Source organism: Adhaeribacter rhizoryzae, from assembly GCF_008629685.1.
In the GTDB taxonomy this organism is placed as follows: domain Bacteria; phylum Bacteroidota; class Bacteroidia; order Cytophagales; family Hymenobacteraceae; genus Adhaeribacter; species Adhaeribacter rhizoryzae.
Map to the genome: position 1 here is coordinate 80,878 of NZ_VWSF01000017.1, position 18,731 is coordinate 99,608.

An 18,731-nucleotide genomic window follows, 5' to 3' on the forward strand; every position below is an offset into this window, starting at 1 on the left:
GATAAAATTAGTAAGGGCATATACTTAGTTTAGCCTAAAATATTGCCGGAAATATTTATGCAAAAAAATAGCGCTGTGCCCATTAGCCACAGCGCTATTTCTGTTTGTTTAAGAAAATATTGTTAATGGCTTCCGGCCGATGAACCTGCATCTTGTCCGCCATCCTGATCGGAGCTGGTACCCCGGCTGCCGCCTTTGGCTGGCCTTTTCGGATCGCCTACATTGTCTTTATTTCCGGCCATTTTAGGCACCGAATTAATATCTTTTAAAATATCTTTGCCAGCATCCTGATCTTTATTTTTGTTATCCTTCATAATATTTAAGGTTAAGTTAAACATTAAAAGCTTTTTGCTTTTGTTTGTATACTTACGCAGAACCTTTTATTGGGGTGGTAAAAAAGTAAATTTAAGACGGGTTTAGTAGCCGTTTATACTTAGGCAAGCCAAAATCTTTGGCTTTTATTAAGGCTGATTACTTATCTGTTGGCCGCTAATTATTTAATAACATTAACATCAGTGTTACTAATAAAAGCTACGCGCTTGCTGTCCGGCGACCAGGAAGGTGTGTTGATGCTGCCTTGCCCGCCGTAGAAATAAGCAATTACTTTGGGTTGACCGCCGCTGATGGGTAGCAAACGCAAATACACGTGTTTGTAAAATGGGTGGTCGTCGGGTTTTACTTCTTCTTTCAAAAAAGATAAAAACACAATCCATTTACCGTCCGGCGATATATGCGGAAACCAGTCGTGGAATTCGTTAGTGGTAGTTACGGCTTCCTGGTTGCTACCGTCGGGTTTCATGCGCCAGATTTGCATGGTGCCGGTACGATTGGAATTAAAATATATCCATTTGCCATCGGGGGTATATTCGGAGCCATCGTCGAGGGCCGGATGATTCGTTAAACGCTTTTCGGGGCCGCCCGCCGCGGGTACGGTATAAATATCGAATTCATTGTTGCGCTGGCCGGTAAAGGTAAGCGTTTTGCCATCCGGCGACCAGCCGTGCAAATAAGAGGGGCCGGTGGGCGTAATTTGTTTGGGTGTGCCGCCCGTAACCGGTACCGTCCAGATAATAGAACCCTGGTTGGGCAAAGAACTGCTTAAGCCCAGCATTTTGCCATCGAAAGAAAGTACATGGTCGTTGTTGTTGCTTTTAACGTTGCCGGTATTTATTACCTCGGGGGTGCGCTGGTCTAAATCGAATCGGTACATCAGGCCTTCGCTGTTGTAAATTAACGTTTTGTTATCGGGAGTCCAGTTGGGCGCCTGCAACGATTTGGGGGCGGTATAAATAATGTCGCGGTTGCCGGTAGCTATTTCCAGCAACTCAATCTGGCTGCCAATGTATTCGCGGTAAGGCACAAAGTTTTCTTTGGCTGGTACGGTTAGGCGCACATCCCGGAAAAGGCCTTTTTCTACTATATCTTTGTTATGGGCGCACACAAATAAACCTACATAAATTTCATCGCCAATATTTAAGTTAGCTACCTGCTCGGTTACAAAAGGCTCGCCAAACTTAGCTACCCGCATGGTGTAAGTATTGCCGCGCCGTTCCAGTTGTATTACATCGGGAGCTGTAACTTTAGAACGAACTTCTTCGGTAACAGCGGCGGTTGCTTTCCGGTATTGCAGGGCGGTGAGGCCATCGCCGTGTACCACGGCGTTTACGTGCGGTGCGTTAGGTTCTAAACTGGTGCGGGCCATCCAGCCAATTTTACGGTGCGGATCTACGCCTTTACCCATTAGTTTGCCCCGCGTATACAAAATAAAATCTCCTTTAAGCTTTTTCCAGACAAAATGGAATTCATCTTTTTCGGCCCAAATATTGGTGCCGGAGCCCGTAAGCGTATATTCCTGGGTTTTGGCGTTGTACGTGGCCGAACCTTTGTGTAAAACCGGTCCCACATCGGATTGTCCTTCGAAAACACCTAGCTTATTTTGTTGGGCCCAAGAAGCGTAAGGCGCACCTGCTAAAGCCAGCAAGGCCAGCGCAAATAGTTGAAAAAAGAATAATTTATGTTTCATAACAGAAAAGTTTGAACAAACGATTTTAGAGGTTTGGGTGGATTATTTCGTCTTTAATTTAAATAATTGTTTTGGCGTTTTAACTAAGACCGGGCACTTGTTTTTAACAGATTAACAAGTAGGAATATAATTGGCCAAAAACAAAAAAGCACAACTGTTAACCAGTTGTGCTCTTGTTGCTAAATGATGGGATTATTTTATTTAATGCCTAATTTAGCTTTTACCAGCGGCATTATGTTGTGGCTTTCTTTCGCGTAAATAAACGAGCCGGTGTTGGTATCAAAAATATAATCGTAGCCATTTTCTTTGCCTACATCTTTCACAGCTTTTTCGGCTTTGTCCAGAATAGGCTTAAACAAGTCTTCCCGCTTTTTGGCTACCTGCTGCTGCCCCGATACCTGCGATTGTTGTAAACGCTGTTCTAAATCTTGCAGGGCCCGGATGCGGGTTTCTTTTACCGCATCTACCATGGTTTTCTCCTGAGACTGGAATTCGGTAATTTTGGTTTGATATTCAGACTGCAAACCGCCAAATTGTTTTTCCAGGTTTTTTACAAAAGCTTCCAGGTTTGCTTCGGCTCTTTTGGTTTCGGGCATTACTTTAAGCAGTTCTGCGGAGTTAATGTAACCAAACTTCTGGTTGGGAGCAGTTGCCGTGGTTGGGGTAGCAGTGGCGGCAGGGGTGCTGGTGGCCGAAGTTTCGGTAGTGGCAACGGCACCGGAATCGGCGGTAACAGCCGTGTTGGGAGTGGTGGTTTTTCCGGCATCGCCTCCTTTTTGCTGGCACCCGGTAAATAAAGTAGTTCCGGCTACAGATAAACTTAAGGCTAAAACTAAAAAGGGCCTCTTCATAATTGGTGGTATATAAATTAAATTAAAATTAACGGCAACAAAATAGCTATATTATCTGGGTATTTCCTATTATTTTTTGTTCGGAATACCGCAAGTACCTTGCTCTGGGGTAATCTGGTAAGGTTAAAAACAAGGCTTTTTTAATCATAAACCCATTTTTTACTGCATTCTTAGCCAGCAAATATTTATTGTTCAGCGTATGCGGTAGCAGTGCTCAGGGGTAAATATTAGCGTAATTCTTCAAAACTGTACTGTGCATCGCCCCAAAATTGATCCAGGGCAATAATTCGCGGCTTAAAAAAAGAAATGAGCGTAGGCCAATCGTCGCGGTTAAACAAATTTACAGAACTAATTTCTTTATATATCCGGCTAATAATTTTACCGTTTTCATCCTGCGTATGCAAGGCCCATTCCCAGGTTTCGCCAACTTGTTCGTGCAGGTAGGTTTTTAAAGTAGTAAACTGGTCAAAAAATATTTCCTGAATTTCAGGGTCCGGGTGCGTTAGTTCTATGCCAATGGAAGCAATATTTTTATCAGCTTTCATCCGGAAATAAACGTGTTTCTGGCCGGTATTATAATTCAGCCAGTTGGGTTTTAATCCTTCCGCCGACAGCACGGGTGCCATGTATTGCCCAAAGGTAGTCCAGAAAGCCTGGCGTAATTGCGAAGCTTGTTCTCTTGTGTACATGCTTCAAAATTAACAATAACCTGCCAAGTTCAGGCTGCTAAACCCATAGAAATAATTACTATGCATTAATAATATATGTAGTAATAAATTTAACTATAAAAAATATTGAGGATCAAGGTAGGACCGTAAACTTAAAAAAGTTGGCACTATATTCCGGCTTTAGAATTCAATAATTTAACAATAGATATATTTAGGTTAAAAAATTTATATTAATTATTTGTTTTATACTAATATTGTTGTTATATTTACTACCAGCCTTGTATTTTTTAAATTTTATTAGAGTTCGCAGCTTGTTTGGGCTTACTACAAAAAATATTGAGCTAAACGCCAAAAAGCAGCAGTTCTGAAATTAATAATGAAATTTCTTGGAGCCAATACCCTGTATTTATTGGTTTGAGTAAGGGTGTACGTGTCTAAAATACATCTAATTTAGGTGGGAGTGTTTTTAATTTTAAAACTATTTTTAAAATGAAGTCAGGGTAAATGATAAAGAGCGGGCAGGTTTTAGCCTTAACTGATGCGTTAAGGTGAAAGCTTATAAAAGAGTAACAGTGGTCATATTTTTTTTTTTGAATGCTGCGAGTTATGGGTTTCGAAATGTTTAAAATAGATGGCATTGCCTATCTGGTAGTTCCTAAAGATTATACGGTGCAAGCCAAAATAAACAACAGTTACCAGTTCGAATCCAGTACCGGTATGCCGGCGCAGGAAGTAGAAGCAATTCTGAACGAAAATATTATAAAGCTGCTCCGCCACTACGTAGAACTATTTATGCCCCACATTATCCCCGCCGATTTATATTTTGATTATACCGATTTGTATACATTTGTCGGGAAGTTGAACCGCCACGAAATACGGGAAGCAACTGCTACTGAAAAAGAAACTTATTGCAACAAAGAAGTAATAACCCTCTATTACGATTACAATACCCACATAACGCTGTAAATTTTTCCGGCAAACCTGCTCTAATATTATTTCAGAATATGCGTACTAAGCAGTTGGTACACCACATTTATATTATTATCTTTTTTAAACTCTTTTCGGATGGGCTCCGGCTGACCAGTAATCCAGATTTTTAATTCCGCATCTAAATCCAGGAGACCCGCACTTTCTTTCGAAAATTTAGTTATAGAACGATAAGGCACCGATAAATATTCGGCTTTAGAACCGGTTAAACCTTGTTTCTCCACCAAAATCAGGCGCTTATTCGTAAACACAAACATATCCCGGATTACCTTAAAAGCTATTTCCAGGCGTTCGCCTTCTACCAATACCATCGAAAATTCCTTTTGCAACTTATCCAGCGAAACTTCAGAAGCGTTGCCCATTAAGCCATCGAGTAAGCCCATGTTTATATTTGTTAAGTTAAGAATGAAAATAAGAATTTATAGCAGGCTTGTACCCAATTTAAAAAACTAGTTATAGTCCCAAAGTATTAATATAAGGTATAATATTTTATCTGATGCAGCCAGCATAAAATTATTTTAGAGCAGTAGGAAAGTGGCTGAGGAATATTTATAAAAGGTGGGCAAGTAAAACTAAAAAGAGCGTTGAGAATTGGTACTGAAAGGCATTAAGCCGTTAAAAAATTAGAGAGGCAACCCGGTATTTGGCCCGTTAAAAAAAATAATAGTTCTGGTAAATAACTTGTTTAATTTAACGATTAATCCAGCTTAGTTTTTTACGAGGGTCGCAATGCTGAATACAAAGTTTATCCTGGGCAAATAATTCTAAACCTTTTTTGTAAGCAGCAAAAAATGAATCAAATCCTTCTATTACTTTTTGCTCCCTTATAAGAATGTACTGGTCTTTGTACTCCCGCTTCAGATTATTTTCATTCTCCAGGAAGAATACGAAATCTTTTTCAATATCATACATAAAACTAAAATTTTATACTTGACAATGATAAGTTTAACAACACGTTAATAGCCAACTTTTTGTTACTATTAAGTTAATGCTTTTTTTATAAATTTATTTACAAGGTTGTTTAATCAAAAAAAAAATCGTTTAAACTTAGTCTATAAACTTTATACAATAAAATTTTACTTAAAAATATTTTATGTAAGCAGGGTGAGAAGTATAAGTTGGTGATTTTTTATAATTGTTAATATTAACCACCAGTAGTTGGCACACCAACTTACCTCTTGTTAGTAATGGTATTAAGAATTTATATAAGCGCAAATATTACTAGTTACTCCGGATAAAGTTCTTTAACCAGCAGTTTTACAAGTTAAGGAACGTAATGTTTTTACAATTGCAGTTTTGCTACTATGCTAAATAAATTTTTGCGCTTACAATAATTATTAGCCCATCTTTTTAATTTAAGTACAAAGCTGGCACATTTCCACACCAGCTTTGTACAGTTATTTTGCAACCTTATTTATTAAAATGTTAATTAACCGAAGGGCTTAAACCAATATTTTCGGGGTTGTTCAGCTCATCGGTATTTTCTTCCATCAGTTCTTTCAGAACCAGATCGGTGCCATTAGAAACCAGTAAAGCAAAATAAACGGGCAGCGTATCTGAGCCATTTTGCGCTAAGTTAGCTGATACCACTTTCCAGCCTTGTTTGGCTAATTGGTTTAAATCTATCTCAAAAGCTTCGGCCGAGTCGGTGGTTAATACCTTGTATTTTTTCATAATTTTACTTTATACTAATTTTAATTAATTCTGTTTGGCAACTGGTTTAATAAACTTGTGGCACAAAATCTGTTCTATAACAATTACGGTAAGAAGTAGCCTTAAAAATGTGTTTTGAACCTTATTTTAAGCTTTACAAATAAGATTTAAATAGAAATTTCAGGTTATTTTAAAAATATTTAAATATAAATTGGTGTATATCTAATTTATATCTAAATTATTAATACCTAAAGGAATTTGGACCGTAGAAGGCTATTCTAATTACTTTATTTTACCATGAAATACATAGTTTTTAACTTAAAAGAAGAAGCGGAGGCTTTCTGTACCATGGTCGATGCGGCTTTAGGTTATCCTAAAACGTATACTTTAGGAGCAGGAGCAGGTGTTTACCAGCAGGCGGTGCAGAAAACTTATTCTACTTATGCCACTCCTATAAAAAAATACAACGCCGAAAAATATGCTTACCCGGTTACCGAAGCCAACCGTCACCTGATTCCGGCCGAAAAAGAAATGATTGAATATTTAGAGAATTGGTACCCCGATGGTATAATCTAAACGGCCAACTTGAAAGCACTTTATCCATGTGCTTTTTTTATTTTATAGCTTATTTCATTAATGGCTTTCTTATCGGTTTGTTTTTATTCACCGCATCAGGCGAACAGGACAAGCTATTAGTTTTGGTTTAATTTAGAACAAGGCTAAACGGAATACGTGTTGGTTGGCAAATTGGAGAGCGTTAAGCAAAAAGATTATGCACAAACTTATCCGGAAAGCCCAGGCAGTTAAGATAATCCAGGATAATATGAATAATTAGGCCTACTGAAAAAATCCGGAGCCGGGGCACAAAGTACAGCGCACAGTAAATAATAATGGGGATGGGCGTATGAAATAAATGGTAGTTGATGCTGCATCGTTCCGAATCGTAAAAAGGATTGGCCATAATATGATCTACGTCGATAATCATGCCGGCCATTAACCGAATAAAGGCTGCCCGGCCGTAGCGAGGGTAAAAAATTAGTGTAACAAGAATTGGTATTAATAAATGCAGAACGAGGTGCAGCATGTTCTAAATAATAAAGGTATGGGGCTTTTACTATAAACCTTAGGCCGGGGTTCGCAGATTTTTTGCAGCTATCTTTTACGATTGCAGCCTGTTTGCTCAGCGTGTTTTTATTTAATTAAAGCTTCCCACAGAATTTCTACCGGGTGCTGGGCCAATCGGCCAGTACCGTCTTTTATCTGGTGCCGGCAACTGGTGCCTGGTGCGGCTACCATAACTTCGGCAGCTAAAGCCCGCACAGCCGGGAAAAGCACCAACTCCCCAATTTTCATCGATACCTCGTAGTGTTCGGCTTCGTAGCCAAAAGAGCCCGCCATGCCACAGCAACCCGAAGGAATAACATCGACGTGGTAATTTACCGGTAGCGATAATATTTTAACCGTAGCATTTACCGACGACAACGCTTTTTGATGGCAATGGCCATGAATTTTAATCTTTTTTTCGGCAGTGGTAAATCTATCGGCTTTAATAAAACCCCGGCTTATTTCGGTAGCCAGAAACTCATCAATTAAAAATGCCTGTTTGGCTATAGCCTGGGCTTGAGGCAATAAATTATCCGGTACCAAATCTAAATATTCATCGCGCAAAGTAAGTATCGCCGAAGGTTCCAGGCCTACAATTGGCGCACCATCTGCCAGCACCTGGCCTAAAAGTTCTGTGTTTTTGATAGCCAGTTTTTGCGCATCGCGCAGTAAACCTTTCGATAAATAAGTGCGGCCACTTTCTTCGTGTTTGGGCACCTGCACCTCGTAACCCAGTGCATGCAGTAATTGCACCGCTCGCTGGCCTACGGCTACGTCGTTATAATTGGTAAATTCATCGGCGAATAAATATACTTTGGGTGCACCCGCCGCAGCCGGGTTACCAGCCTGCCACTTGCGGAACCAAGCAATAAAAGTTGTTTTGTGCAAACGCGGTAAAGAACGTTCCGGCGCAAAACCCATCAATTTCTTGGCCAGTTTGCCGGCGGCATTATCGCTCATCATTAAATTATAAGCACCGGGCAGCACCGAAGCCAGCGCGTTAAGCTTGGTAAAATTACCCACCAGCCGGGTACGCAGTGGTATGCCGTTAGCATCGTAATAATGCTGCAGAAATTCGGCTTTCATTTTGGCCACATCTACCCCCGACGGGCATTCGGTTTTACAACCTTTACAGCTAATGCACAAATCCATTACACTCCGGATTTCTTCGTGATCGAAGTTGTTGATCTTATCAGAGTGGGTGAGGAACTGGCGCAGAATATTGGCGCGGGCGCGGGTGGTGTCGTGTTCCTGGCGGGTAGCCATAAAACTGGGGCACATGGTACCGCCCGTTAAGTTGGTTTTGCGACAGTCGCCGGAGCCGGAACATTTTTCGGCTAACCGCAGAATGCTGCCTTCTTTATTAAAGTTGAAAACGGTTCTGTGTTTCGGGGTTTCCTGTTCGGGTGTATAGCGCAAATATTCATCCATGGGCGGCGTATCTACTATTTTGCCGGCATTAAAAATATGCTGCGGGTCGAAAACCTGCTTTATCTGCCGGAAAAGTTCGTAAACGGCCGGCCCCATTATTTCGGGAATAAATTCTCCGCGCAGCCGGCCATCGCCGTGCTCGCCACTGAGGGCACCATCGTATTTTTTCAGGATTTCAACGGTATCGGCCAAAACCTGCCGGAATAATTTTTTACCCTCCGAAGTTTTCAGGTTAAGCATGGGCTCGATGTGCAGCTCGCCGGCGCCGGCGTGGGCATAATAAGAAGCTACCAAATTGTGCTGCCGGAGCATGGCATCTATGTCGGCCACATAGGCTGGTAAATCGGCGGCATCAACGGCACAATCTTCTATTAAATTTACCGGTTGGGTATCGCCGGGCATGTTGCGTAATAAACCTAATCCGCCTTTCCGGACGTCCCAAGCCCGGTTAGCATCCGGACCTACCAGAATGGGATAGGCGTAGCCAATATTTTTTGCTTGTAAATCCCGCACCAGGTTTTGGGCTAATTCCTGTACAGTTGCCTTGGTATCAGAAAAAAATTCTACCATTAAAATGGCTTCCGGATCGCCTTGAATAAAAAAGCGGTTGGGCAGATGGCCCGGGTTGTGTTTGGTAAAATCCATTATCCGCTTATCCACCAATTCCGAGGCGGTAGGGTCGTGCTGCAGTGCTACTAAGTTGGCCGCCAAAGATTCCTGGAGCGTTGCGCAGTGAATACAAACCAGTGCGTTTTCCTTGGGCGGTAAATTCAGCAGGTTTATTTTCAGCTCCGTTAAAAAACAAAGCGTACCTTCGGAGCCCGCCACCAAGCGGCACAAGTTAAAAGGCACATCGGGGTTTTGGAAAGGCGCTGTCGCGAGCAAAGCATCCAGGGCATAACCGGTGTTGCGGCGGGTTATCGATTTTTTAGGAAATTTTTCCTGGATTAGTTGTTGATTTTGGGGTTGCTCCAGTAAATGCAGCACCTCCTGGTAAATATTTTTCTCCAGCGAATCAGGGCCGTGGGTTTTCGCTTTTATTTCAGTAGGGGTTAAGGCTTTAAAAGTAGCTTCGGAACCATCGCTTAATAAAACCTTGGCTTCGAGCAGGTGATCGCGGGTGCTGCCCCATTTAATGCTGTGCAACCCGCAGGAATTATTGCCCACCATTCCCCCAATCATTGCCCGACTGGCTGTGGAGGTTTCGGGCCCGAACATTAAACCGTAAGGAAGCAGGTGTTTATTTAAGTCGTCGCGAATTACGCCGGGTTGTACCCGCGCCCATTTTTCTTGGGCATTTATTTCTAAAATCTGGCCAAAGTGCGTAGAAATATCGACCACAATGCCCTGGCCTACCACCTGCCCGGCCAGCGAAGTGCCGGCAGCCCGGGGTATAAGCGTTACCTGGTGCTGCCGGGCAAAATTAATTAAAGTTTTAATATCGTCGGTGGTTTTGGGCAAGGCTACGGCTAGCGGCTTTTCCTGGTAAATAGAGGCATCGGTGGCGTAAATCATCCGCATGGCATTGTCGATGCCGGTATTGCGGAAATAAAAATCGCCTGCCAGGTTATTTTTCAGGAGAGCCAGTTCGTCGGTCATGGGGTAGGTAGTTGCAAATTTTAAAAAGCTGTTCCGGAAAAGTAGGTTTATTGCCGGCCTAAACTTAGCGGAACAGGGGTAAAAATAAAACGCTTATCCGACGGAAAAAAATATGATTGGCGGAAAGCCGCTTAAATTTAACTAAGCCTTTATTTTAAATTTAAAACAGCATTAATCCGGGTAATATTTAAAAATAGATTGGTTGGTGTAAATTACTAAAAATCATTAAAATATGAATTTTTTTGATATTTAATATTGTTAAATATTTACCTGCTTTAGCGGAAATAGAACTAGGAATATTTTAACAGAAATAAATAAGTGATATATTTCAACCCAATTAATTTAATATTCTTTTAAACTTGGTATGCAAGTTGTTTTGTAAGCCTTTATTATTTAAAATATTACTTTTCCACCCACAATTTTTAAGCCAGTACTTACATGAATTTGAATCGTAGAGATTTTTTAAAGCAGGCCGGTCTGTTATCGGCGGGCGCTCTGGTGGTGCCTAATTTATTAAAAGCCGCGCAAGCTCCCCAAAAACTGCCCGCGCCGGGCCTGCAATTGTACACCGTCCGGACCCTGCTGGATAAAGACCTGAAAGGCACCTTGCAGAAAGTTGCCGGCATTGGTTATAAAAATATGGAATCGGCGGCTGGTGCTAAAGGGCATTATTATGGCCTGAAACCCAAAGAATTTACCCAAATGCTCGCGGATATGGGCATGAAGCTGCGCAGTTCGCACGTAATGGTAGGCTCGTCCGGACCCAAAATGCCTTTCGAAACCCTGCAAAACGACATGCAGAAACTGGTAGATATGGCCGCCGAATCGGGCCAGGAATATTTGACCTGCGCGTATTTAATGCCGGATGAGCGGAAAACCCTGGACCAATACAAAAAGCACATTGAGCTGTTTAACAAAACCGACGAGGCCTGTAAAAAAGCCGGAGTTAAGTTTGCTTACCACAACCACGATTTTGAATTCGAAACCTTAGAAGGCCAGGTGCCTTACAACATGCTGCTAACGCAAACCAAAGCCAAAATGGAGCTGGATTTATACTGGGCCGTAAAATCGGGCAACGATCCGGTAGGCTTGTTTAAAAAGCATCCGGGCCGGTTTGAGATGTGGCACGTAAAAGACATGGATAAAACTGAAAAGAAATTCTTTACCGAAGTGGGCAATGGCGTTATTAACTTTAAACCAATATTTGCGGCAGCTAAAACAGCCGGCTTAAAATATTATTACGTAGAGCAAGACCAAACCCCCGGCAACCCGCTCGATAGCATCACGGCCAGTTATAAAAACCTAACCAAAATATTAGCGTAAAAATAACCGGATAGACTAAGCAGCCACGGCCTGACAATGAAAGTTAGGCCGTTTTGTTTTTTTAAACCCGGAGGCATTTGCTTGGTTCTGAAATATTGCCTTTGGCTGCTTAGGGATCTTATTTAATTTCCGGCCTTATAACCAAACTTCTTTTACTAGCCACGCCTATATTATTATATTAATATTTAAAAGATGCGGATTCCACTCACCACCTTACAAGCCGAATTACAGCGGGTACTCGATAAAAAAGGTTTTACGCCCGAAAGAGCTGCGCTTTGTGCCCAATTATTCTCGGAAACAGACCAAGACGGCGTTTATTCCCACGGCCTAAATCGTTTTCCAAGGTTTATGCAGTATATTCAGAAAGGGTATGTGGTGCCCGCGGCCGAACCCCAGTCCGAGAACAAGCACGGCAGCTTTGAACGGTGGAATGGTAACCAGGGGCCGGGTAATTTAAATGCGTACGCCGCTATGAATCACGCGGTAGCTTTGGCCAAAGCAGGTGGCATAGGTGGTGTTGCCCTGCGCAACACCAACCACTGGATGCGGGGCGGCACTTACGGCTGGCTGGCCGCCGATGCGGGTTGCGTGGCTTTCTGTTTTACCAATACCATCCCGAACATGCCCCCTTGGGGCGGCAAAACGCCAGCTATTGGTAATAACCCGTTTGTAATGGCGGTGCCGCGTACTAATGGGCAACACGTGGTGCTGGATATGGCCATGAGTCAGTATTCTTACGGCAAACTGTACAAATATTCCCAGGCCAGTAAAAAATTGCCGGTGCCGGGCGGTTACGATGCGGCCGGTAATTTAACCCAAGACCCGGCTGCCATTGAACAAACCGAACGTGCGTTGCCGGTAGGTTTCTGGAAAGGTTCGGGCTTAAGTATTTTGTTGGATTTGGCTTTGGGCGTTTTAGCTGGTGGCCGCACCACCGCCGATCTAAAAGAATTAGGCGATGAGTACGGGGTTTCCCAGACTTTTATTTGCCTCGATGTAACTCAGTTTCAGGATGCCGCTTTTACCGACGAAATTATTCAAAAAACGCTCAGTTTTATTAAAAGCAGTACACCCGTTTCGCCGGACGAGTCGATTCTGTATCCTGGCGAGAATACGTGGCGCACCCGCCAGGAAAATATCAGGTTAGGCATTCCTGTTGATCCTCAGATTTGGCAACAGGTGCAGGCAATGTAAAGTTAGTAGGTCGCTTTGCGCTTGCATACAGCGCGTTAACCTAAATGATTTATAAAATTTACACTGAAACGGTTAAGAATATTTACCCGTGGGCTTGGTTTGAATAAAGAAACTTAAGCAATCTGCTATTAAGCTAGTAATTTATTATTGTGCGGTTAATGGTTTATAGCTGCGATAAAGAACATACCCAATAATTAAATAAACAACTACGGCTACACCAATGGGCCCTTCCTCCTGGGCATACCAAACGCCAGTATCCTTAAATAAAGGGTTGGTTAGCATACCCAACAGCATAATCGAACCAAAAACTACAACCGGCGAAAGCAAGATGGCTATTATGCGAAGTAGTAGTGGGCCTTTAAAACTAAATCGGTAACCAATTCCCGTTGAACCAATTGCCAGCAGGAGCAGACCGGCTCTCATGAAGAATGCGGCGGCCCCGGTGTTTATAATGCGGCCATTCGTAGAAATAATAACGCCTAGTTTCAGAGCCCATGCCAGTGCGCCGGCCATTAATAACAAAGCTGCAATTTGGGTCCATTTAGAAAATAATATTTTCATACAAGCTAACTATTTAGTGCAGGAATAAAGTGTATTTAATATAGTTAAAATTAGAATAATTAATAATATTTTAATAAAAAAAAATTTTACCACTTAAAAATCGAAAGTCTAATTGTAACAAGTTTTATCTATAAATCTTAATCTCTTTAATATCTCAGCTGCAAGGAGTGGATTTTTTCTATTATTAGTAAAGCTCTTATTATTCTTATAAATTGCTTTTATTGTGAATAATATGTTAAATAGAAAATCAAATTTTTGCCTATAAACTAGTTGATATCGTAAACTGATGAAGCATTTTTGTAGACGATTAATCAAGCTAATTCTCATGGGATATGTGCTAGTCTAACTAATGATGCCGTGTAAACCAACCTATATTAAATTTAAAGTGGAGCCTTAGTTGATGTTAAATTAATTCGGGTTTTGCCAGACTAGAGATATTTTTAACGGGTTTACTAAAGCCGCAAAATACAAGCCTTTTTAACAGAAGGTGCGGATACGTATTAGGCTGCTCAAGGCCTGCGATTAAATTGTGTCCTAAAAAAGAAGCATATATTTGCCGCCGCACCAAACTGCCGGGGCTAATCTCCGTAAGGTGATCCGGCAAACAAACCGACACAAATTAAAATATGATCGAAGCAGTTAAGTTTTGGAATGAACCTAATAATAAATCGCATTGGGCTTTTGAAATTGACCCGGAATGGCAAATATTTGGGAACATGGTAAAATTAGCGGCCGCCGCCGTTAAAGCCGAAAATCCAGGTATTTTAAGGGTACTGGGTGGCATATCGCCCATAGACCCGCATTTTATTAAGAAACTAGAAAATCACGGCGCCCTCGAAAATTTAGATGCCGTGGCTGTACATGGCTTTCCGTTAGATTGGAACCTGTGGCAAATACACGAGTGGCCCGATAAAATTGCCGAAATTGAAGCAGTAACCAATTTGCCGGTGTGGGTTACCGAAGTAGGTATTTCGAGCTTTGGGGCCGAAGAAGTGCAGGAGTTTGGCTTGCGCCGGACAGCCGAATTATTATTGGGCCGTGTGGACCGGGCGCTTTGGTACAGCTTGTACGATTTACCCCGGAACTGGGAAGCAACTACCCGCCACCGCGAAGCCGAGGGCTCTTCTTATTACCGCCATTTTCACATGGGCTTGCTGCGCGAAGATGGCACCCCTAAACTAGCGTTAAAGCATTTCTCAGATTATACCCCGGAGTTTGGTATTTGCCAGTGGTTTCATTTTGAAGATCACCGCCTCGACAATGCAATAGACTGGCTCCGGAAATTAGGCGTTAAACGTTTGCGCACCGGCTTAAGCTGGGCCGATTGGTTACGACCGGATGCCGACAAATGGTTTGACCACGTAATGAAAAAGCTGGAAGAATTTGATTTAACCGTTACTTTTTGCTTTACGCCCGAATCCAGGGGTATACAGCCGCACCATACCTCGCCGCCCCAAAATATTGAGGAATTTGCCGATTTCTGCGTAACCATGATGCGCCGTTATGCTTAAAGGTGGTATGGCTACAATTCTAAAAAATCAATTTAAAAATACGGCAAATATTACTAAATGAGCCAGGATAATCAGGAAGACTCGTCAGATTTTTGGATAAGGAAGATGCGGCAAGGGGCTTTTGCAGAAGCATGGCAATTTAGCGATAAGGTACTGGCATCGAGGGCAGGTAAACCGTGCTGGCATTGGCCGCGGCATTTTCAATATATTTGGGATGGCCGTTCGCTGGAAGGAAAGCGCGTGCTGGTACGCTGCTACCATGGTTTAGGCGATACTATTCAGTTTATCCGCTACGCGCCACTACTAAAAGCAATGGCGGCTAAAGTTATTGTTTGGGCACAGGAGCCACTTATTCCTTTGCTGGAAACTGTTGCGGGAATTGACGAAATATTGCCGCTGCACGATGGTACACCGGAAGCAGATTACGAGGCAGATGTAGAAATAATGGAGTTGCCGCACATCTTCCGGACTACCGTGGCTACTATTCCTCGGCAAATTCCGTATTTGCACGTTGCACCGCGGCCACTTGCACCTGCAAACAAGCAAATCTCAGTTGGGCTGGTCTGGAAACCGGGAGATTGGGCACCGCACCGCTCTATTCCGTTCGATTACCTGGCACCCTTAGCCAATATTAAAGGCATCAATCTCTATATTCTCCAAGCCGATGCCCAAGAGGCCGGTTGGCAGGACGGTTTTGGCATTAACCCTGGCGCGTTTAATTTGTATGAGTTTGCCCGAGTAATAAAGGGTTTAGATTTGTTAATATCGGTAGATTCAATGCCGGTGCATCTGGCGGGCGCGCTAGGGGTACCCGTTTGGACTTTGCTGCACGCCGAAGCTGATTGGCGGTGGATGGAAGATAGAGAAGACAGCCCCTGGTACCCAACCATGCGGCTTTTCCGGCAAGCACAAGCCGGCGATTGGGAAAGCCTGATTTTGCGGGTAGCAGGTGAGCTGGAGAACTTGGTTCAAACCAAAACCCTGGCGTTATTGCCGAAGTAATATTTCCTAAATTAAACTTTAAACTAAAAAGGCAGGATTTATTCCTGCCTTTTGTTTATCCTTTTAATTCGCCAAACCGCTTTCGCATTTCGCTGAACTTGCCTTGGTGATAAGCTAAACCATGATAAACGGCGGCTACCATGCGGGCCCATTTAAAATATAATTCGGGTTTCTGCAGGAGGCGGGCAAACGAAAATACGCGGTGGCTGCCAGCCGAAATAAAACTACGCATCCGGTAAATTGTTTTCCGGTGTTTGGCCACCGTTTCCGCATCTGGTTTTACGCGCTTACAGGGCTGTACACCTTTGCGGGGCCAGGTAAGGCGGTATGCCAGGCCTTCGCGGCGTTGCCGGAAACCAGCCGCCTGCGTTTGCTCCACAAATTTCTGGTCTACGGTTTCGAGTTGTAAACGGCCTTCTTGTATAGCGTTCTCCACTAATTCCTCCACCACGGTTGAGCGAACTACAACCACGTTGGTGCCTTTGCCATCCGAGGAATACGGTTCTACCCAGGCATCACCAAACGAAATATCGGCCGTTTCGGCCACTACATCGTCGCAGAAGTTACAAGCCGAATTCATGTAAAAGCCTGCTCCCCAGTCGCCATCTTTTAAATGCCACCAGTCGCGGTTAATAGTACTGCCGTCGCGCAAGGTAAGCTGGGCATTATACCAGTTGGCCGGGCGGTTTGGATCTTTGTGCCGGAATTCAACCTGCTCAATCTGGTGTACCGGCACCTTCATTTGCCAGGCAAAGCTCTCAACAAACCGGGCACTTTTCATGTGGCCGCAAAACAAACCCAAGGTAAACCGGATTCGTTCGCGAAACAGCGGATCTTCGTTGCGGAGCAATTGTACGGCTTTAATAAAACAAGGCACCCCAACCACCGCATACCGGCCCGGCACTTCCCGGATAGTTTGCAATATTTCGGATAACTCAATTGGGTAATACCTGGATTTGGCGCCTTCCTGAACTTGCGCTACGGTGCGCGAAATACGGTAACGAAAATACCGGCCTTCTTTTTGCGGTTCTTTGGTGGCAATTACATGGGCTACGCCATCAATTAAGCCCTGCCGTAATAATTCGGTAGCTACCCAGGTAACCATGCCACCGGAGCTGCCCTGCAAGCGATATTCTTCTTCGGCTACATAACCCACGTAAGCGGTTTGGAAGCGCCCAATGGCGGCATCCTGGTGTTTCGCTAATGGGTATAAATTAGTAGCCAGATAATCTTCGTTTTTAGCCGCCGGCGAAAACGGGCAGGTACGGGTAAAACTATCGGAAGGCCGCCGGTACCAGGCTGGTACGCCACTGGGTTTTAACTCGCCGTAAGCATCAAAGGCCATGTGGGTATCGGGTAAATTGGCCTGCGCCACGCAACTTCCACAGCCAATGCACAAACCAGAAGTAACAATATCTTTCGGACTTAGCGGCTCTGTCATGCGAATTGCAGTTGTTTTGTACCCAGCGCCCGATCGAGGTAGGTGTTAGAAGTTTTGCGCAGGCGCTCTATTTTCTGGGTAATTTCCTGGTCCAGCGGTTCGTTTAAACGGGCGCGGTAAATGTCCGAAGGGGTACCTTCCGGCAGCAAATGCTTTTCGCCGCCAATTTTAGTCATTAAACCTTGCAATTTGTGCCGGCGGTAAGGCGAAGATTCACACACAAAAGGCCGGGCATTGCGCAAAGCAAAAACGCACCCGTGAAAAAAGTTAGTAGCCACGGCTTCGGCTTGCGCCATAAAATGAGCAAAATCGTGCGGGTCGGCGGTAATCCATTGTTCGTCGGCCCAATCGTTGCGGTAACCAATGCTAATGAGCGGCAATTGGCGGCTATCGGCCCAGTTCCGGATTTCGCGGGCAAAAGATTCGGAAAAATTATGTCCGTAAACCGCTACGTACGGTTTAGTTAAGTTTTCCAAATTTCTGGCATCCGGTAAAACCGGGAATTGCAAACAAGGGTCCAGCACCATTTCGGGCTCAAAACCAAGCGCATTTTTAATAATATTTTGGGAATTTTCGTCCCGAACAGAAATTAAATCAAACTTCCGCAATTTTTCGGCCCAGGTTGGTTCCATGCCCCAGGTAGCATCGTAATTACCAAAGCTGGCGGCGTAAGAAATTAGCTTCTGGGTTTTCAGGCCATCGCCGTAAAACAACGAGCAGCCGCCAAACCACGGGTGCGATAAATTCCAAACTTCGTCGCTGCCCACTACCACCAAATCGTAATTATCCATAGCTGCCGGATTGTTTAAGGCAAAACGGTTAGATAGAGGTAGGGTAGGAAAAAGGCGGAAAAATTTAAGCGTTTTTTCGCGGTAAAGCGCATAATCTGATTTAGGAACCCGGGTAGGTAAAACGGGTTGCAAGGCGCAGGTCCATTCGGCCTGGTTTACCTGGTCCGAGTCGTGGTCAAGAATTTCGGCCTGGTGCCCGCGTGCCTGTAAACCTTCGGCCAGGCAACGCGCCTGCCAGTAACTGCCATAATTAATGCACCTATGAAAGGTTAATACCCCAATTTTTAAGGAATTATTTTTACTTGTTTGCTCCAATGTATTTCGGAATAAATTTATTAGCTGTAAGTGAACCAAAACGCATGAATATTTTGGTTGGGCATTGGTAATTACCCTGGCAAATCGTTGGTCAATGCCAACGCAAGAAACAGCCCTTTGGTTATAAATATTTTTGTTAAAAATAATAGGGTGGAGGCCAGTAAAAAATAAATGCCTGAGAACAGGGCACTTGCTTCTTTCCGCTTAAATTTAGAAGAATAAAAAATTTATTTTTAAAGGAATATGCATCAACTTGGCTGGAAAAACAGGTATAAGA

General features: G+C 43.4%; 18 protein-coding genes. 6 read left to right on the top strand and 12 right to left on the bottom strand.

The window, feature by feature from the left end; translation table 11 throughout:
• Positions 1-122: 122 nt before the first annotated feature.
• The 4 genes from F0145_RS18700 to F0145_RS18715 form a co-directional block, all read right to left on the bottom strand.
• Positions 123-314, bottom strand: coding sequence for a hypothetical protein (locus F0145_RS18700; protein ID WP_150090779.1), 192 nt, complete (start codon positions 312-314; stop codon positions 123-125).
• A gap of 179 nt (positions 315-493) precedes the next feature.
• On the bottom strand, positions 494-2,023 hold the full coding sequence (locus F0145_RS18705; protein ID WP_150090781.1) for a TolB family protein: 1,530 nt from the start codon (positions 2,021-2,023) through the stop codon (positions 494-496).
• A gap of 197 nt (positions 2,024-2,220) precedes the next feature.
• Entirely contained in the window at positions 2,221-2,874 is a 654-nt protein-coding gene (locus F0145_RS18710; RefSeq protein WP_150090783.1) for an OmpH family outer membrane protein, read from the bottom strand.
• Between the two features lie 227 nt (positions 2,875-3,101).
• Complete coding sequence (locus tag F0145_RS18715) at positions 3,102-3,563, bottom strand: DUF4268 domain-containing protein (protein WP_150090785.1); 462 nt, start codon at positions 3,561-3,563, stop codon at positions 3,102-3,104.
• Between the two features lie 573 nt (positions 3,564-4,136).
• On the opposite strand from F0145_RS18715, the gene F0145_RS18720 reads away from it, so the two are divergent.
• Complete coding sequence (locus tag F0145_RS18720; protein ID WP_150090787.1) at positions 4,137-4,508, top strand: hypothetical protein; 372 nt, start codon at positions 4,137-4,139, stop codon at positions 4,506-4,508.
• A 26-nt stretch (positions 4,509-4,534) separates the two neighbouring features.
• Here the strand turns inward: F0145_RS18720 and F0145_RS18725 are convergent, their stop codons facing one another.
• The 3 genes from F0145_RS18725 to F0145_RS18735 all read right to left on the bottom strand — a co-directional run bounded on the left by F0145_RS18725 (position 4,535) and on the right by F0145_RS18735 (position 6,203).
• On the bottom strand, positions 4,535-4,912 hold the full coding sequence (locus F0145_RS18725) for a PH domain-containing protein (RefSeq protein WP_150090789.1): 378 nt from the start codon (positions 4,910-4,912) through the stop codon (positions 4,535-4,537).
• 307 nt (positions 4,913-5,219) lie between these two features.
• Complete coding sequence (locus tag F0145_RS18730) at positions 5,220-5,441, bottom strand: hypothetical protein (protein ID WP_150090791.1); 222 nt, start codon at positions 5,439-5,441, stop codon at positions 5,220-5,222.
• 513 nt (positions 5,442-5,954) lie between these two features.
• A complete protein-coding gene (locus tag F0145_RS18735; protein ID WP_150090793.1) occupies positions 5,955-6,203 on the bottom strand; it encodes a hypothetical protein in 249 nt (82 codons plus the stop codon).
• Between the two features lie 276 nt (positions 6,204-6,479).
• Between F0145_RS18735 and F0145_RS18740 the strand changes: the two genes are divergently transcribed.
• Positions 6,480-6,758 carry a hypothetical protein gene (locus F0145_RS18740; protein ID WP_150090795.1) on the top strand — a complete coding sequence of 93 codons (279 nt, stop codon included), beginning with the start codon at positions 6,480-6,482 and terminating at the stop codon, positions 6,756-6,758.
• Positions 6,759-6,939: 181 nt separating this feature from the next.
• Here F0145_RS18740 and F0145_RS18745 read toward each other — a convergent pair whose 3' ends face one another.
• Positions 6,940-7,266, bottom strand: a complete 327-nt coding sequence (locus tag F0145_RS18745; protein ID WP_150090797.1) for a DUF6122 family protein — start codon at positions 7,264-7,266, stop codon at positions 6,940-6,942.
• Positions 7,267-7,373: 107 nt separating this feature from the next.
• Positions 7,374-10,316: an FAD-binding and (Fe-S)-binding domain-containing protein gene (locus tag F0145_RS18750; protein ID WP_150090799.1), complete on the bottom strand. Its 2,943-nt coding sequence runs from the start codon at positions 10,314-10,316 to the stop codon at positions 7,374-7,376.
• A 438-nt stretch (positions 10,317-10,754) separates the two neighbouring features.
• Between F0145_RS18750 and F0145_RS18755 the strand changes: the two genes are divergently transcribed.
• Both F0145_RS18755 and yiaK read left to right on the top strand, forming a co-directional pair.
• Positions 10,755-11,639, top strand: a complete 885-nt coding sequence (locus tag F0145_RS18755; RefSeq protein ID WP_150090801.1) for a sugar phosphate isomerase/epimerase family protein — start codon at positions 10,755-10,757, stop codon at positions 11,637-11,639.
• Positions 11,640-11,831: 192 nt separating this feature from the next.
• Positions 11,832-12,833 (top strand): 3-dehydro-L-gulonate 2-dehydrogenase, encoded by a 1,002-nt coding sequence (yiaK, locus tag F0145_RS18760; RefSeq protein ID WP_150090803.1) that lies wholly within the window; start codon positions 11,832-11,834, stop codon positions 12,831-12,833.
• Between the two features lie 144 nt (positions 12,834-12,977).
• Here yiaK and F0145_RS18765 read toward each other — a convergent pair whose 3' ends face one another.
• Complete coding sequence (locus F0145_RS18765) at positions 12,978-13,394, bottom strand: hypothetical protein (protein ID WP_150090805.1); 417 nt, start codon at positions 13,392-13,394, stop codon at positions 12,978-12,980.
• 626 nt (positions 13,395-14,020) lie between these two features.
• Here F0145_RS18765 and F0145_RS18770 point away from each other — a divergent pair.
• On the top strand, positions 14,021-14,905 hold the full coding sequence (locus F0145_RS18770) for a glycoside hydrolase 5 family protein (protein WP_150090807.1): 885 nt from the start codon (positions 14,021-14,023) through the stop codon (positions 14,903-14,905).
• Positions 14,906-14,962: 57 nt separating this feature from the next.
• Positions 14,963-15,907, top strand: a complete 945-nt coding sequence (locus F0145_RS18775; RefSeq protein WP_150090809.1) for a glycosyltransferase family 9 protein — start codon at positions 14,963-14,965, stop codon at positions 15,905-15,907.
• A gap of 55 nt (positions 15,908-15,962) precedes the next feature.
• On the opposite strand, the gene F0145_RS18780 is transcribed toward F0145_RS18775, so the two are convergent.
• Complete coding sequence (locus F0145_RS18780) at positions 15,963-17,348, bottom strand: Coenzyme F420 hydrogenase/dehydrogenase, beta subunit C-terminal domain (protein WP_223816147.1); 1,386 nt, start codon at positions 17,346-17,348, stop codon at positions 15,963-15,965.
• Positions 17,345-18,454 carry a polysaccharide pyruvyl transferase family protein gene (locus F0145_RS18785; protein ID WP_150090810.1) on the bottom strand — a complete coding sequence of 370 codons (1,110 nt, stop codon included), beginning with the start codon at positions 18,452-18,454 and terminating at the stop codon, positions 17,345-17,347. The genes F0145_RS18780 and F0145_RS18785 overlap by 4 nt, the downstream gene beginning before the upstream one ends.
• Positions 18,455-18,731 lie beyond the last annotated feature (277 nt).